Annotated in this window: 14 protein-coding genes; 6 read left to right on the top strand and 8 right to left on the bottom strand. The window is 33.3% G+C overall.

Translation table 11 applies throughout. The annotated features are described in order from the left end of the window. Position 1: 1 nt before the first annotated feature. From ABD077_RS13640 to ABD077_RS13625, 4 genes are all read right to left on the bottom strand, one after another. Positions 2–2,500, bottom strand: a complete 2,499-nt coding sequence (locus tag ABD077_RS13640) for a TonB-dependent receptor domain-containing protein (RefSeq protein WP_343912841.1) — start codon at positions 2,498–2,500, stop codon at positions 2–4. A 24-nt stretch (positions 2,501–2,524) separates the two neighbouring features. Further along, entirely contained in the window at positions 2,525–3,220 is a 696-nt protein-coding gene (locus ABD077_RS13635; RefSeq protein ID WP_343912840.1) for an ABC transporter ATP-binding protein, read from the bottom strand. Between the two features lie 247 nt (positions 3,221–3,467). Further along, on the bottom strand, positions 3,468–4,139 hold the full coding sequence (folE, locus tag ABD077_RS13630; RefSeq protein ID WP_425545863.1) for a GTP cyclohydrolase I FolE: 672 nt from the start codon (positions 4,137–4,139) through the stop codon (positions 3,468–3,470). Between the two features lie 13 nt (positions 4,140–4,152). After that, on the bottom strand, positions 4,153–4,590 hold the full coding sequence (locus tag ABD077_RS13625; RefSeq protein ID WP_343912839.1) for a MerC domain-containing protein: 438 nt from the start codon (positions 4,588–4,590) through the stop codon (positions 4,153–4,155). 72 nt (positions 4,591–4,662) lie between these two features. On the opposite strand from ABD077_RS13625, the gene ABD077_RS13620 reads away from it, so the two are divergent. The 5 genes from ABD077_RS13620 (at position 4,663) to ABD077_RS13600 (ending at position 8,923) form a co-directional block, all read left to right on the top strand. Continuing rightward, complete coding sequence (locus ABD077_RS13620; protein ID WP_343912838.1) at positions 4,663–5,295, top strand: ABC transporter ATP-binding protein; 633 nt, start codon at positions 4,663–4,665, stop codon at positions 5,293–5,295. Between the two features lie 53 nt (positions 5,296–5,348). Next, complete coding sequence (locus ABD077_RS13615) at positions 5,349–6,710, top strand: ABC transporter permease (protein ID WP_343912837.1); 1,362 nt, start codon at positions 5,349–5,351, stop codon at positions 6,708–6,710. Next, on the top strand, positions 6,703–7,146 hold the full coding sequence (locus tag ABD077_RS13610) for a hypothetical protein (protein WP_343912836.1): 444 nt from the start codon (positions 6,703–6,705) through the stop codon (positions 7,144–7,146). Before ABD077_RS13615 ends, ABD077_RS13610 begins: the two co-directional genes overlap by 8 nt. A gap of 85 nt (positions 7,147–7,231) precedes the next feature. Beyond that, positions 7,232–7,999 carry a 5'-nucleotidase C-terminal domain-containing protein gene (locus ABD077_RS13605; protein WP_343912835.1) on the top strand — a complete coding sequence of 256 codons (768 nt, stop codon included), beginning with the start codon at positions 7,232–7,234 and terminating at the stop codon, positions 7,997–7,999. Positions 8,000–8,008: 9 nt separating this feature from the next. Then, positions 8,009–8,923 (top strand): bifunctional metallophosphatase/5'-nucleotidase, encoded by a 915-nt coding sequence (locus ABD077_RS13600; RefSeq protein WP_343912833.1) that lies wholly within the window; start codon positions 8,009–8,011, stop codon positions 8,921–8,923. 88 nt (positions 8,924–9,011) lie between these two features. Here ABD077_RS13600 and ABD077_RS13595 read toward each other — a convergent pair whose 3' ends face one another. The 4 genes from ABD077_RS13595 to ABD077_RS13580 all read right to left on the bottom strand — a co-directional run bounded on the left by ABD077_RS13595 (position 9,012) and on the right by ABD077_RS13580 (position 11,524). Further along, the gene (locus ABD077_RS13595; RefSeq protein WP_343912832.1) at positions 9,012–9,842 is read right to left on the bottom strand and encodes a hypothetical protein; all 831 of its coding nucleotides are present in this window, start codon (positions 9,840–9,842) and stop codon (positions 9,012–9,014) included. A gap of 210 nt (positions 9,843–10,052) precedes the next feature. Next, positions 10,053–10,637, bottom strand: coding sequence for a HupE/UreJ family protein (locus ABD077_RS13590; protein WP_343912831.1), 585 nt, complete (start codon positions 10,635–10,637; stop codon positions 10,053–10,055). 43 nt (positions 10,638–10,680) lie between these two features. Then, the gene (locus ABD077_RS13585; protein ID WP_343912829.1) at positions 10,681–11,199 is read right to left on the bottom strand and encodes a DUF6702 family protein; all 519 of its coding nucleotides are present in this window, start codon (positions 11,197–11,199) and stop codon (positions 10,681–10,683) included. A 16-nt stretch (positions 11,200–11,215) separates the two neighbouring features. Next, the gene (locus ABD077_RS13580) at positions 11,216–11,524 is read right to left on the bottom strand and encodes a cation transporter (protein WP_343912827.1); all 309 of its coding nucleotides are present in this window, start codon (positions 11,522–11,524) and stop codon (positions 11,216–11,218) included. 974 nt (positions 11,525–12,498) lie between these two features. Here ABD077_RS13580 and ABD077_RS13575 point away from each other — a divergent pair. After that, positions 12,499–13,767, top strand: a complete 1,269-nt coding sequence (locus ABD077_RS13575) for a S8 family serine peptidase (protein WP_343912826.1) — start codon at positions 12,499–12,501, stop codon at positions 13,765–13,767. Positions 13,768–13,808 lie beyond the last annotated feature (41 nt).

Here is a 13,808-nt window from a genome sequence, read left to right as displayed (position 1 = left end):
TTTAGAATTTATAGGTTGCGGTTAACAAAAAGTTTCTGGGAGCACCAGGTCCTAATCTATTTGGACTAAGACCACCTAACCAATATGTGTCATTAAAGATGTTATTAACTTTTAAAGTTAACTGCATATTTATGATGTTTGGCTTGTAATAAATAGCTCCATCAAATACTGTATATTCTGGCAATAATACTCTACTAGTATTATAAGTAGGATTATACCAAGTAAATCTTTCATCTACATATTGAGCACCGAAACCAATTCCTATTCCTTTTAATAGTGGAGTAGTGGTGAAATCATATCTACCCCAAAAATTAGCATTATGCTTAGGAGCACCTCCAATTCGTTGTCCCACAAATTCTGCAATGGCATCTTCTTCAATGGTGGCATCCGTATAACCATAAGAAGCTGTTAATTGGAAATTTGGTAATACATAACCCGAAATATCCGCCTCAAAACCTCTACTTCGTTGTTCTCCTCTTGTGGTTAAGTTATCTAAATCAAAAGTGTCTCCAAGTAAGATATTCTTTTGAGTAATGTTAAAGATTGCTAAGTTGGCAAATATTTTTCCGTTTAAAAATTCTCCTTTAGCACCTAGTTCGATTAAACTACTTTCTAATGGATCGAATCTACCAGGTGATGCAGACCAAAAGAATCCTTCTGCAGAAGGGGATAACGATACTGTATTGGTATGCGGTTGGAACCCTTCTAAATATGTTGTATAAACACTTATGTCATCAGTAACCTCGTAAGTTACCCCAAGTCTAGGTACAAAAGCATTAGTAGTAAACTCTTGTTCATCACCTTCATAATCAAAGATATCTTTAAACCATTCATATCGTAAGTTTACTAAAGCCGAAAGCCTCCCAATCTTAAACTGATTCTGAATGTAAACACCATTAGAAGTTGTTAAGTTTGCAGGAATTTCAAATTGTGAAAGCACATAATTACTGGTGTTTCTTATTCCATTAAAAGGATTTGTTAAGTCTAAATGTGGAACGGCAGGAACTAATAATCCATCTGCAGTTTGCTGAAAATCATTAGGGTCACTTGTTCCAGGTCTAAATCTAGCTGTAGATCCATCATTTAGTAAATAATCTCTAGAACTATTAGCTCCACCGGTTCTTCTTTCCCATCTGGAAGCATCATATCCTACTAAAATTTTATTAGTGATATTTCCTTTTTCTATATCGTAATTAAAAAATCCACTGAAATTATCAGTATTCCAGTTTTGTTGTCTTTCAGCGTATCTCATAGCTACAAGATTAGGAACCACATCTCCATTAATGTCATACGCCTGACGGAATGCATCCGCTCTGTGTTCTTGTAAATCTTCATCCCAAGTTTGCTTCATATACTGAGCATTGAAACCAAAGTTTTTCGTAAACTTTTTACTAAAGCTCGTCATAAATATGAATTCTTTAGTTTTGTAGAAGTCGTTAATTGCACCAGGATTTAAAGTAGTTGGTGTACTGTTTGGATCATAGTTATCATCAACAGCATCAAAAATTGGCTGACCTCGATCCAAGTTACCTTCAGCATTATTATAAATCATTTCTACATTAAGCGAAGTACTTTCGTTAGGGATATAACTTAAAGATGGAGAAATTAAAATAGCATTATTGTTTACGATGTCTCTAAAAGAATCAGCTTCCTGAATTGCTGCATTAAAACGATATAATAACGTTTTAGAATCGTTTAAAGGGCCTGTAAAATCTGCAGTGGCTCTTAATGTTCCAAAACTACCTGCAGATACAGATACTTCATTGTAATTTTCTGTTAATGGTTTCTTAGTTACCATATTTACAGTTCCTCCAGGATCAGCACTAGAAAATGTTACAGATGAAGGTCCCTTGATCACTTCTACGCGTTCTAAGTGAGAGGTGATTGGTTGTAAAAAGTAGTACTGACGCGTTCGCATACCATTAAGTACTTGGCCATCATCTGCCTGTGTAATACCTCTAATGTTATAATGGTTATACAAACCAGTGATAGCAACGTTACTAACCGTTCTTACTGCCTCAGGTAATTGAAATGCCTGTCGATCGGCAATAAGTTCCTTGGTTACTGCAGCTACTACCTGTGGCAGTTCTTTATTTTTAATCGCGATTTTGGTAGCAGAAAACGAATAATCACTGTTATAATCTTTTCTAACACGCCCTACAACTTCGACAGTTTGTAGCTGTTCTGTTCCTTCTTCTAATTGGATAGTACCTACATCATATGAAGAAGTGCTACCAATTTCTATGGTATTCTTATACGCCTGAAAACCTAAATAACGTACTTCGATTTTATAATTTCCCGAAGGAGCATCGATTTCAAATTTTCCAGAACCATCTGTTAATTTTCCAAAAGTATTTGCGTTGCTTTCTAAAGAAATGGTAGCTCCTACGATGGGTGTATTTTGAGAATCGACGATGGTTCCTGTTACTTGTACTTGTGCAAAGGCAGCACAACTACAAATCAGAAAGAATAGTTTGGGTAATAATTTAAAAAGTTTCATTGTGTGAATTGATTTGTTTTACGTTTAGATAGTTTTTAGGTATAAGTCCTGTAATTCTTCTGCTGTGATAGCATCGGTGTTTGAGGTATGTACCAGTTTTCCTTCTTTCATGATACCAATTTTAGTACCTACATTAACAGCGTTAAAGATGTCATGAGTAGCCATAAAAATTGCTTTACCTTCATTGCTTAGTTCTTTACATATTTTAGTGAATTCTAAAGTGGCTTTAGGGTCTAAACCAGAAATAGGTTCATCCATGAATATGTAATCCGCGTTTTTGGAAAGTGCAATGGCAATACCAACTTTTTGGCGCATACCTTTGGAATAAGATGCAAGCTTGTTTTGATGAGCGCTTTCCTGAAGACCTGCTTTCACTAAAAAATTAGATAGTTCAGAGTTAGAATATTTAAAACCGGCGAGTCTACTAAAAAAATTAAGATTTTCTAGACCAGATAAATTTCCGTAGAGTTGAACTACCTCAGGAATATAGGCAATCATCTGGGTAGTTTTATTGCTATTTGGAGTTACTGTCACCCCGTTTATTTGCGCTGTACCACTGGTGGCTTCAATCAAACCTAAGAATAGATTGATGGTAGTTGTTTTACCTGCACCATTTTGACCAAGTAGACAAAAAATTTCTCCTTTATTAACGGATAAATTTAAATCACTAAGAGCCTGGTGCTTACCATATGTTTTGGTGAGATTTATTGCTGTGAGCATAGTATAGAGTAGTATAGAGTTTATGAGTTGTGTGTAATTTTTTTAAGAATTAACCAGTAATTCTATAGAAAATATAGATTAGTTAAGCTGGAGGAGGTTTATATAGTAAACCACAAAATTCACAAGAAAAAGATGTCTTACTTTCTGGTGAATTTTGTGACTTATAAATATTAGTAGCGAATAGATACATAGCAATAATTTTATGTATTAAAAATCTATATATCCTTAGTATTCGTTTCATTATAAATTAATTATCACCTTTTGCTATAATTCCTAAAAATTCATTTCGGTATATAGGATCAGCAAACTTGCCACCAAATTCGATAGTGGTGGTAAAACTGTTTTTATCTTTGATTCCTCTAGAAGAAACACATAGATGTTTAGCATTTACAACAACAATAACATCATCGGTACCTAAGGTTTTTTGTAGATCCTTTAATATCTGCAGACATAATCTTTCCTGTACTTGCGGCCTATGTGAATAGTAATCAACTAAACGATTGATTTTTGATAATCCTATTACCTTATCTTTTGGGATATATCCCACATGCGCATTCCCAACTATGGGAAGAAAATGGTGCTCACAAGAAGAGTCGATATTAATATTTTGCTCTACGAGCATTTTCTGATACCCATATTTATTTTCAAAAGTTGAAGTTCTCGGTCGATTAGCTGGATTAAGGCCATAAAAAAGTTCCTTTACATACATTTTTGCAAACCGATAAGGAGTTCCAGAAAGACTATCATCAGTTAAGTCCAGACCCAATTCTTTCATGATCTCTGCAAAATGATGTTGTATGTTCTTTATTTTTTCATCATCACTTTTGTCAAAAGCATCCGCTCGCAACGGAGTTTCCGTAGCACTAGAAGCGTGCGCATCACCAATAGCTTCTATTTCTTCTTTGTTTATTGTACTCATAATCCTATATCCATTAATTTTCACAACATTTTTCATCGTCGCATTTACAATATTTTTGATTGTAAAAATGCAAAGCGACCAAAGAAAGTGTTACGACATATATTATACTTTCTCCTAAGTGAATGAGTTCGAGTTTTTCATTAAGTATACTAGCAAATAAAATTCCCCATAGACTCCAAAAAAGATATCTCATAATGGGTCTGCTTGTGGTCTGAGTAGATCGGTATACAGCAATAAATGATAATGCCAGAAAAATAAAGTCCATACTTTTCCACCATAGAGGTTTAGAACCATGGTGGTCTGCAGCATGTGAAGCGGTATGCGCTAAGAATAAAAAAGGAGTAGCGATACAATGTATTAGGCAAAGGCTGCTAGCCAACATACCCAATTTGTCTGAGTTATTTTGTATGTCTAATAATTTCAACTGAAGTGCACATTTAAATCCCGGCAAATATACTACTATTTTTATAATTGCAACGTTGTTGCGTTAATATAATTTCTATACTTTTGACAAAATGTTTTTATGATACGAACAAGGTCTCTTCAATATGCTTATAAGCACTCCGAAGATCAAAATCTAATTTTTCCCGACATTCATCTTCCTTCCAAAGAGAGTTTATTGGTTTTAGGAGCATCTGGCGTGGGAAAGACTACTTTATTGCATTTATTGGCAGGGCTTTTGCCTATAGATACGGGAGATGTTTGTATTGGAGATACTCATATAAATAGATTATCAAGAGGTGAGTTAAATCATTTTAGAGGGCAAAATATTGGTCTCATTTTTCAGAAATCCTATTTTATAAAATCTTTATCTGTAATAGAAAACTTGTTGATTCGAGAAAAATTCTCAAAGAGTAGAAGTGATCGATACCGAAGAGAAGAGTTATTAATGCATTTAGGATTATGTGATCAAATGCATAAAAAGGTATATCAGCTTAGCGAAGGACAACAACAACGATTATCGATAGCTCTAGGAGTGATACATAAACCTAAAATTATATTAGCAGATGAACCTACATCTAATTTGGATGATATCAATTGCGAAATAGTGGTTTCTCTTCTAAAAAAGGAAGCTAAGATCTGCAATAGTAACTTGGTAATCATAACGCATGATCAGCGAGTAAAGCCCCATTTTAATAATCATATAAACCTATAAAATTGTTATACTTAGCGTACAAAAATCTTATTTCCAAACCTCTAAATACGATATTGAGTATTTTACTCTTGATACTCAGTATTTCACTTACTACGTTCATTTTGCAAGTAAAAAAACAACTTAATGAACATTTAGAAGGAAATACGAAGCATTTTGATATGGTTATTGGGGCCAAAGGAAGTCCCCTGCAATTAGTATTATCGTCTCTTTTGCATATAGATAATCCGACTGGAAATATAGATCTTGAGGAGGCTATGAAAATAGCTAAAAAACCAATGGTCAAATATAAGGTTCCTGTTTCATATGGAGATAATTATAAAGGATATAGAATTTTAGGAACTACACACAAATACTTAGAGGTTTATAAAGCACAATTGCAGAGCGGAAGATTATATGAAAAATCATTCGAAGCTGTCGTCGGAAGTCAAGTTGCAAAGCAAATAAATCTTAAGGTTGGTAAAACTTTTGTAAGCAGTCATGGTTTGGCTGAAAGCGGTTTAGAAACTCATGAAGAAAAGCCTTTTGTGGTTACTGGTGTTTTGAAACCAACAGGAACTATCATTGATAATCTGATTATTACAAATCTCGAAAGTATTTGGGAAGTTCATGAACACTTGGATGATAAAGATCATGAAAATGAAGAGGAACATCAAAAGCATCAAGATCCCGTTAAGAAAGAGAATTTTAATCTTATCACACAAACACAATCTCATAAAGATGACGATCATGATCATGAAAGAGATGAGCATGCTCATGAAAATGAAGAGCAACACCCTGCCGAAGAACATAAACATTCGGAAGAGGATGCTAAGAATGAAAGCGAGCATGATCATAAAGAAGAACACCATCACTTAGAAAAAGGTCATTCAGAAAAAAAAGAAATCACTTCATTATTGGTTAAATTTAGAAATCCGATAGGAGCGTTGCAGACATCCAGGTTTGTAAACGAAAAATCTACAATGCAAGCAGCAATTCCAAAATTTGAAATTGATCGATTAACGACGTTTTTAGGGGTAGGTTTTCAGACAATTAATGGGATTTCTTTAGCAATTCTCTTTATTGCTTCCCTTAGTATTTTTATTAATGTTGTAAGATCAGTAACAGAAAGAAAACAGGAGTTGGCCTTATTGCGAACCTATGGAATAAGTACGTTTCAGTTGATAAAACTTGTTTTTTTGGAAGCGCTAATGCTAACTTTAATCAGTGCTATTTTTGGTTGGTTGTTTGGTAGATTAGGCGTCTGGGTGTTTTCAGTTTTCTCCGATGCTTATGGATATGATTTTCAGTTCGGCATGCCTAATAGAGAAGAGGTTTATATGTTGTTACTAGTAATGGTTACTACTTTGCCAGCAGCAATTATAGCCTCTTTGTCTTTATTAAAATTAAATGTTTCTAAAATATTAGCTGATGCGTAAGTTTTGTTTGTTTATCGTAGTATTATTTAGTGTTACTTCGACCTTGTTTTCTCAAAAAAAAGTATCCTGGAATGACTTGGCGCAAGTAACGTTTCGTAATGTTTATAATGTAAACTATGATGATTATTTTTTGAAACCAACATTTGATAGCTCTGTAGAAGCTCTTGAAGGTACCAAAATAAAGCTTACAGGATATTTTCTAGACTTTTCATCAGAAGATGATCAGTTTTTTCTACTTTCTCGAAACCCAATGTCCTCCTGTTTTTTCTGCGGAGGATCTGGACCTGAATCTGTTGTAGAAGTGATATTTAAAAATAATACAAAATATAAAACGGATCAAATTGTGGAGGTGATCGGTGTACTCGAACTCAATGACGATGATGTAGATCATTGTAATTACATTCTTAGGGATGCTACTGGTAGATTAATAGAATAAATTAATCACATTCGCGCACTGGTTTTTAGATCGAATTACTTAAGTTTGACTTCGAATTAATAAAGAAATATACGATTCATAATCAATGAAAAAGATGCTTTTAAAAAGCTATTTTATAATAGCACTTCTAACAATTTTTTCTTCATGTAAGAAAAGTAATTACCTTAATAATATCGAAGGTGAAAGAATTGAAATTAACGAAGCTATTGCTAGCGATCCAGAAGTTGAAGCTTTTATTAAGCCTTATAAAGCTCATGTAAATAAAATGCTAGATAGTGCTTTGGCTTACGCTCCACAAACGTATTCCAAAGGTGATGGAGATCTGAATACTGCTATTGGTAATTTAATGGCAGATATAGTATTAGAACAAGCAAATCCAGTTTTTAATTCTAGAACAGGTAACAAAGTTGATATGGTACTTCTAAATTATGGAGGAATACGAGCTCCTATTTCCAAAGGGAATATAAGTGCAAGGACAGCATATCAAGTAATGCCTTTTGAGAATAGCATAATCGTAGCCGAAATGAAAGGAGCTTTAGTTAAAAAGTTGATTGCGTATTTACAGGAATCTAAAAGAGCACATCCAATTTCTGGATTAAAACTTACTTTGGATCATAATTTTGAAGTTGTAAATGCATTAATTAATGATAAAGAGATTGATGACGAGACTTCATATTTCGTGGCGACAAATGATTATCTATATAACGGAGGTAGTAATATGTCTTTTTTTAAGGAATCAACTAATTCACACATACTGAATTATAAAATTCGAAATGCCATGATTGACTATTTCAAAAAAGTAGATACAATTAATCCTGTAAGGGATGATAGGTTCATACAAATTAACAAATAAGGTATAGGAATGAAGCGTAGAGAATTTGTAAAACAAACAGCTGTAACAGCAGGAGCGGTAGTATTAGGAGGTTCGGGTTTATCATCTTTTACAGGGAATTACACTAAAAAGATTACCATCTTACATACCAATGATGTGCACAGTCATATAGATCCATTTGGTCCAGAAGATGGACGAAATGCAAATAAAGGAGGTGTTGCAAGGAGAGCCACAATTATAGAAAATGTTCGAAAAGAAAATCCAAATACCTTATTGTTGGATGCAGGAGACATATTTCAAGGGACACCTTATTTTAATTTTTATGGAGGAGAATTAGAGTTTAAGCTAATGAGTATGCTTAAATATGATGTAGCTACTATTGGGAATCATGATTTTGATAATGGTATTGAAGGTTTACATGCACAATTGCCTTATGCGGGATTCAAATTCGTTTCTGCGAACTATGATTTTTCCAATACGGTAATGGATACTTTTGTAAAGCCTTATGAAATTATCATAAAAGATGGTGTTAAGATCGGAATATTTGGACTTGGTATTGCTTTAGAGGGATTGGTGATGAAAGATTTATATAAGGAAACGAAATATTTGGATCCGATTGAGATTGCTCAGGATATGACCTCAAAACTAAAGAATGAAGAAAAATGTGATTTGGTAATATGCTTGTCTCACTTGGGATATGATTATAAGAAAGAACCAAATAAAGTAGGGGATATAAGTCTAGCCAAAGCGACAGAAGATATAGATCTTATTATCGGAGGACATACACATACTTTTCTTAAAGAACCAACGATAGTACAAAACCGAAAAGATAAAGAGGTGATGGTAAATCAGGTAGGTTGCTTTGGATTATACTTGGGTAGAATTGATTTTTATTTTGATCATAAAAAAAGTAAAGTTTCTAAAGCGAGTACGATTTCTGTATAAAAAGTAAATAGTGCTAAGAATAGTTTAAAATAAAAGTCCAGTACAAAGTTGTACTGGACTTTTATTTTAAAGCCTTTTGGTATTGGTTTTATTCTTTAAGTGTAACCGTACGCTTTACGTTATTAAATGGTCCTGGAATTAAATTTCCGTCTGCGTCTATAAGTTCTAATTGGATAGACACTTCTCCTTTAGGTAATCCTTTCATTACATAAGGAGTCCATTCTGTAAGCATGTATACTTTATCATTGATGGTTGCACGTACCTTATTCCCCTCTGGAGATAATTCAGTATTCAGAACAAAAAAGTCTAATAAAACCTGTTCAGTTCCTTTTCCAGAATATTCACCTTTAGGTCTGCTATAAATAAGTGTTGGAGCTTTCATATCAAGACCTATAGTATCTTTTGGGTTCTCTCCAACTACTACTTTGCGAACTACTACAGAGTTTTCATTCTTTACAGACTCATGAAATGAACGGCTTAAAAAAGCAACTAAATGATGAACGCCATCAGGAATTTCTTTTTTGAAAGTAGGTTCGTAATGAGCAGAATACGGTTGGTTATTCAGGATAAAATGAATGTGCTGTCCTTTTCCTGAGTTTGCTAATTTTTCTGGGTTTGGACCTGTAGTTTGTGCTCCTAATTCATAGTTTTCTACTTTAAACGAAAAGTCCATCTCGCCAGATGCTTTAGCAACTATTTCTTCTGGCGTATCCAATATAAGTGTTGCATCGGCATATGCAGGAGAACCTTCAAGTTTATCTAATATGATTTCTGGCTTTGCTACTTCTTCTTTAACCTCAGTTTCTACTTGGTCAGTTGTCGTTTCTGTTTCTGATGCTTTTTTCTCCTGTTTACAAGCTGTAAAAGTAACTGCTATTAGGAGTATTTTAGCTAATAAGTGTTTTGTGTGAAATTTCATTTGTTTGGTTTTCAAGGGTTATAAATTTGTAATTAATGAAAGTACCAACTGTAATTGGATTAGTTAATTCTTGACTTAAAATTGTTGAATTTTTTCTTCTATAATTTTAGCCCAAAAAATACAAATTATCCTAGTATTTCCATTGTATATCTTGATGTTTTATTAGATTTTATTTATGACTTAAAAACAGATAAAGAAATATAAGGTAAACTAAGCTCCATTAAGAGCATTTAGGAAAATTGTAGTTGCTATTCCAAAACCTGCTCCTGATACAAATAGATTCCATTTAAGATGTTCTCCTTTGATGAATTTGGTATATACCCACAAAGCAATGGTAAATAAAAGTACAATGAATAGCTGTCCAACCTCTATTCCAATATTAAAAGCAAATAAAGGCATAACAATACTATCAGTAAATAACATGAATTTAAAATTACTAGCAAAAGCTAATCCGTGGATTAAACCGAAAACCAACGCAATGGTGTATTTTATTTTGGTATCCGAGAATTTACCTTCTTTGCCATAGTTTACAATATTAGCGATGGCGGTTATCATAATGGTAAAAGGAATTAAAGTGTCTATGAGTTTGGAATTAGCCGGTATCACATCTAAAGCGCTGAGAATAAGAGTTCCACTATGTCCAATAGTAAAGGCTGTTATGATTACTAATATTTGTTTCCATTGTTCTAGTTTGAAAGCAGCACACAATGTCATTACAAATAACAAATGGTCATAAGCATTAATATCTACAATATGCTCCCATCCATTAATAAAAAAAGAACCGAAATTATCCATTAAAAATTTACGTATTAAAAGTTTAGTTTATGTTTTGTATGGTTTATAGGTTTAGAGTTATGGGTTCGTCTAAAGAGGTGACTTCAAAATACTCTTCAGAAATATGAGGAGGAATTCTTACGGTCATTCTATTGGACTGTAAAAAACCAAAATCTTCAAAAAATAGAGTGTTTTCTATACAAATTTGATCTCCTTCTGTAATTGAAGGAATTTTTTTAGCAAACTTTATAGAGAGTACGTTGTGCTTTTCAAAGACTTCGGAAGAAGTATAGATCAGCGGATAAACCTGGTCATTAATAATGATCTTATAATAACGCTGAAAATATTTTTCAATAGCTTTTATATCGTCTTTTGATAAATTGCTAGCATTAAAGTTCTTGGTATACGTATCATTCATGCTAAAAGTAAAGTCATCAATAAAAACCCTACATTCTACACCTAATACGTTGTCTTTTGGAAAGCTTTGAATTAACGAAGAGGTCAATTTTATGGGATGTGTGCTATTAAATGACGTTGATATAAGGAGTATGCCTCCAAGAAGTATGATTTTAAAAAATTTCATGTTTACAATAATTTAATTATTTACAGGGGATTTGTGTAGCAAGTCTTTCTATAGTTGTTTCTAAAATTCGTGGTGAAGTTTTTTCCGGAGTATAAACTACAGAAAGATTTTTCGTATGGAGATTCAAAATAGATTGTTGAACTCCAGATTCTTTAAGAATTCCTTCTTCTAATATTTTTTGGCACTTTTTACATGCAGCCTTGGGAATATTTACAACTAAAGTACTATCTCCTTCTTTTATTTGTAAAACTCTTTTTTCTTCTTCTTCGTTGGAACCACAAGACGTAAATAGTACAGCGAATAGTATAAAAAACAGGTTTTTCATAGCTAATGTTAAAATAAGTTTGAAAAGTAATATGAGAAATTTTCAATGATAGAGTCTAGAGTTTCTTTAGTGGAAAAAAATAGGACTTAGACTATATCAATTGTTTCTTTAAGCGAAGCTTTTAATGACTAGGTGTATGCAAACATAACGTTTTATCAGATATATAAAACAACTTGTTAACCTGCTGTAAACATCTTATATGTGCAGAAAGATTACAAAAAATAACATGAAAAAATAAAAACTTCGTATAGACTTAACAACTAGGGGGAGGTTTGTTGTAGACCGTTTTAGGTAGCGTAATGCAATTGTTGAGTGTAGTATAGTTAAAGTTAGTGGTTTCTTTATAACAGACAATAAAAGGTTTGTACTCAAAACTTTCTACATCATGATTAGAAAAAGGAGTAAACTGATGATGAGTAATGATTATCTCACATAATTCACATTCTACTCCAATATCATCGGAGAAATGAGAAAACGCATGCAAGTCAGCAACTCTTATCAAGAGAAAACTGAAAAGAAAAAATAGAGAAATAATATTTTTTAAAGAAAGACTCCTCATTGGGTAAATATAAGAATTCTAGTGAATCTTAGAATATATCGTACAAATTTAAAGCTCTGATTATATTTAGCAAGTAGATATTATATCATTTTGTTTGATCTATTTTGTTGTAGATTAAACATTTAATGGGGTTGTTAGATGTTAAAAAGATTTTTTTATAGTTAAATTTAGTTAAATAAAAGTTAAATGTTTTGGTGAATTTATTTTCATTTAAAACAAAATTTGAAATCTTTTGTTAAAGGTAAAACTCTTCTCAACAGCGGAAAATACTAATGCAGTAGTGTTGCATTAGTATTTTTTGTTTGGTTGTTTTTACCCTAAAAATGGATTTGTTAATACGTTGGCCTATGGTTTTACCACAGTGATTTTTTCATTTGAATTTTTAATTTTGGGCACTAACACAAATTTAACTCATATGAAAACTTTTAGTAAACTAGCTGCGGGCGCTATGCTCTCAGCATTGATGATCACCTCTTGTCAAAACGAAAATTTTTCGGACGGAACGGTGGAAACAATTGTACAACCAACGAGTACAGAAGGTAAAATTATTCCAGGACAATTTATTATTACGTTCAAGGATTCTAAGGTAGAACCAGCATCAAAGGTTTTAGAAAAAAGATCTTTTACGAGTAGAGAGGACAAGGCAAGTGCCGTTCGCGATATCTCGGAGGTTTCTATTAAAAAAATGAATACAATTTTATCTGAGTACAATGTAGATCAGTCCAAAGTATTAAGCTATTACACTACGAAAATTTCTGGAGTAGCAATTAATCTTGATGATAGTGAATTCGAAAAAATAGCAAAAGATGACAATATTGCTTCTATAGAATATGATAGAGTAGTGGAGTTACCAAAATTCGAAATAGAAGAAGTAATCTCTGGAGAGCAGTCTCAAAGAATGGCACAGCAGACACCTTGTGGAATTACACGTGCTGGTGGAGCTGGAAATGGCGCTGGAAGAGATGAGTGGATTTGGGTAATTGATACAGGTATTGATTTAGATCACCCAGATCTTAATGTAGTAACGAATACTACCTACGCAAGATCTTTTGTGGGAGGTTCTGCAAATGATTGTAACGGTCACGGAACGCATGTTGCGGGAACCGCGGGAGCAATCAATAACGGAATTGGTGTTGTAGGAGTTTCTGCAGGTGCACCAGTAGTACCGGTAAGAGTTTTTGGATGTAGTGGGGGAACTAGTACATCTACAATCTTATCAGGGATCAATCATGTAGGTCAGTATGATTTACCAGGTGATGTTGCTAATTTAAGTCTAGGAGGTTTCTTTGGATCAGGATGTGCTAACAACTCTTCTTATAGAAGTGCTTTAACTGCATTAGCTAACGGAGGGACAAGAATAGCTATCGCTGCAGGAAACAGTAGTGCGAACTCTGCAAATTATCAGCCTGCTTGTGTAAATGGAAATAATATTTACACAGTAGCTTCTATGACTTGTAACAGAGGTTTCTCATCTTTTTCTAATTATAATATGAATCCAGTAGATGTAATTGCTACAGGAAGTAGTGTAAGAAGTACATATCTAAACGGAGGATATGCAACTTTAAGCGGTACGTCAATGGCATCACCACATGTAGCTGGAATCATGCATGCTAGAAATAACGGACCAAGAACATCCGGCACAGTTAGTAGCCGAGGAGAAAACTATCCTATCGCTGTAAGATAAAAAGAATATCATTTTATTTTATCGTTGGGATGTGTAGTTAC

It is taken from the genome of Aquimarina litoralis, from assembly GCF_039523995.1.
Taxonomy (GTDB): domain Bacteria; phylum Bacteroidota; class Bacteroidia; order Flavobacteriales; family Flavobacteriaceae; genus Aquimarina; species Aquimarina litoralis.
The sequence above is the reverse complement of the archived record's forward strand: the minus strand, read 5'-3'. Positions and strand labels throughout refer to the sequence as shown.

Bases quoted from the DNA above. Each gene is read 5' to 3' on its own strand.
- ABD077_RS13600 (WP_343912833.1), top strand. From the start codon at position 8,009: ATGAAGCGTAGAGAATTTGTAAAACAAACAGCTGTAACAGCAGGAGCG.
- folE (WP_425545863.1), bottom strand. From the start codon at position 4,139: ATGAGTACAATAAACAAAGAAGAAATAGAAGCTATTGGTGATGCGCAC.
- ABD077_RS13610 (WP_343912836.1), top strand. From the start codon at position 6,703: ATGCGTAAGTTTTGTTTGTTTATCGTAGTATTATTTAGTGTTACTTCG.
- ABD077_RS13635 (WP_343912840.1), bottom strand. From the start codon at position 3,220: ATGCTCACAGCAATAAATCTCACCAAAACATATGGTAAGCACCAGGCT.
- ABD077_RS13620 (WP_343912838.1), top strand. From the start codon at position 4,663: ATGATACGAACAAGGTCTCTTCAATATGCTTATAAGCACTCCGAAGAT.
- ABD077_RS13605 (WP_343912835.1), top strand. From the start codon at position 7,232: ATGAAAAAGATGCTTTTAAAAAGCTATTTTATAATAGCACTTCTAACA.
- ABD077_RS13575 (WP_343912826.1), top strand. From the start codon at position 12,499: ATGAAAACTTTTAGTAAACTAGCTGCGGGCGCTATGCTCTCAGCATTG.
- ABD077_RS13585 (WP_343912829.1), bottom strand. From the start codon at position 11,199: ATGAAATTTTTTAAAATCATACTTCTTGGAGGCATACTCCTTATATCA.
- ABD077_RS13640 (WP_343912841.1), bottom strand. From the start codon at position 2,500: ATGAAACTTTTTAAATTATTACCCAAACTATTCTTTCTGATTTGTAGT.
- ABD077_RS13590 (WP_343912831.1), bottom strand. From the start codon at position 10,637: ATGGATAATTTCGGTTCTTTTTTTATTAATGGATGGGAGCATATTGTA.
- ABD077_RS13595 (WP_343912832.1), bottom strand. From the start codon at position 9,842: ATGAAATTTCACACAAAACACTTATTAGCTAAAATACTCCTAATAGCA.
- ABD077_RS13580 (WP_343912827.1), bottom strand. From the start codon at position 11,524: ATGAAAAACCTGTTTTTTATACTATTCGCTGTACTATTTACGTCTTGT.